2 protein-coding genes are annotated in these 1,711 nt (G+C 75.7%); both read right to left on the bottom strand.

What is annotated here, in order from left to right; all coding sequences use genetic code 11:
- The coding region (locus H5J30_RS31445; RefSeq protein WP_181790958.1) for a YoaK family protein at nt 1–249 on the bottom strand (249 nt) is incomplete at its 3' end.
- The coding region (locus H5J30_RS31440) for a gamma-glutamyltransferase family protein (protein ID WP_181790956.1) at nt 246–1,711 on the bottom strand (1,466 nt) is incomplete at its 5' end. The genes H5J30_RS31445 and H5J30_RS31440, both read right to left, overlap by 4 nt.

Here is a 1,711-nt window from a genome sequence, read left to right as displayed (position 1 = left end):
CAGCAGCCGTCCGGCCGCGGCGGCGCCGGCGAGGAAGAGGGTGAGAGCCAGGGAAGGGCCGAGCACCGGCAGCCCCGTTCCGCCCGTGGCCGCCATCCCGAGGATGACGACGTTGCCGGTCATGTTGCCCGCGAAGACCTGGTCCAGGTGCAGGTAGCCGACGGCGTCGACCACGCCCGTCGCGAAGGTGAGGGCGAGCATCAGCACCGGCTCGGTGACCGGCCGGCGGCGGGCCGCGGTGCCGCTCATCGCCCGGTCGCGTAACCCTGGGCGCCGCGCGGGTTGGCCGCCGCCTGGAGCAGGCCGGTGTCCGGGTCGCGTGTGACGACGGAGAGCCGGCCCTGGCTCCACGGCCCCGAGACGGTCACGTCGTGGCCGCGGGCGCGCAGTTCGCCGGCGACCGCCTCCCCCGCCCGCTCCTCGATCACCAGCCCGGCGGGCGTCCAGGTACGCGGCCAGAACGAACTCGGTACCGCGGTGGTGTGGAACGCGGGTGCGTCGATCGCCTCCTGCGGCGTGAGACCGAGGGCCAGGGTGCGTACCAGATAGAGCAGTTGCCACTGGTCCTGCTGGTCGCCCCCCGGTGTGCCCAGCGCGGCCACGGGCCGGCCCCGGCGCAGCAGCAGGGTGGGGCTCAGGGTGGTACGGGGCCGGCGCCCCGGCGCCAGGCGGGCGGGGGCCGCCGGGTCGAGCCAGGTCATCTGGAGCCGGGTGCCCAGGGCGAAGCCGAGTTCCGGCACGGCGGGCGAGGACTGGAGCCAACCGCCGGACGGGGTCGCGGAGATGATGTTGCCCCAGCGGTCCACGACGTCGATATGGCAGGTGTCGCCGCGGGTGTCGCCGGTCTGCTGCACGGTGGGTTCGCCGACGCCGTCGGCCCGTACGGCGTGCTCCTCGGTGACCAGCGGCGGCGTGTACGGCGCGACGCCGATGTCGCCGGGCCGCAGCTCGGTGGACGCGGCGGCGCCGATCTGCGCGGCGCGCTCGCGGGCATACGAGGGCGAGAGCAGCCGGCGCAGGACGGTCCCGGCGTCCGCCGGGTCCAGGTGCCCGTAGTACGCCTCGCGGTCGGCCATCGCCAGCTTCAGCGCCTCGGCGAGGGTGTGGACGCCCGCGGCGGTCGACGGGTCGATCCGCTCGTCGTCGAAGTGGTCGAGCATGGCGAGGACCTGGAGCAGCACGGGGCCCTGGGACCACAGCCCGGCCTTCGCCACGGTGGTGCCGCGGAACTCCGCGGTGACCGCGGCTTCCAGCGACGGCCGGAAGTCGGCGAGGTCGGAGGCCGTGAGCACCCCGGCGTGGTCGCTGCCCGAGGAGTGCCGGTGCGGTACGGCCGCGGACCGGGCCAGCGCGGCGGCCACGAACCCGCTGCGCCAGGCGTCCCGTACGGCACCGATGCGCGCGGCCCTGCTCCCGCCGGTGCCCTCGGTGCGGAGCCGGCGCAGGGTGCGGGCGTAGGCGGGGTTGACGAGCGTCTCGTACGGGCCGGGGGCGCGGCCTTGTGGCATCCACTGCGCGTACGACGTCGGCCAGTGCGTACGGAAGAGGTCCTCGACCGTCGCCAGGACGCGGGCCAGTTGGGGTACGACCGGGACGCCGCGCTCCGCGTAGTCGACGGCGTACGCCAGGACGTCCGCCGGCTCCCAGGTGCCGAACTCGGCGAGCAGCCACAGCCAGGAGTCGACCGCGCCCGGGACGGCCGCGGCGAGCG

Source organism: Streptomyces phytophilus, assembly GCF_013870535.1.
In the GTDB taxonomy this organism is placed as follows: domain Bacteria; phylum Actinomycetota; class Actinomycetes; order Streptomycetales; family Streptomycetaceae; genus Streptomyces; species Streptomyces phytophilus.
This window is presented reverse-complemented; position numbering and strand designations above follow the sequence as displayed.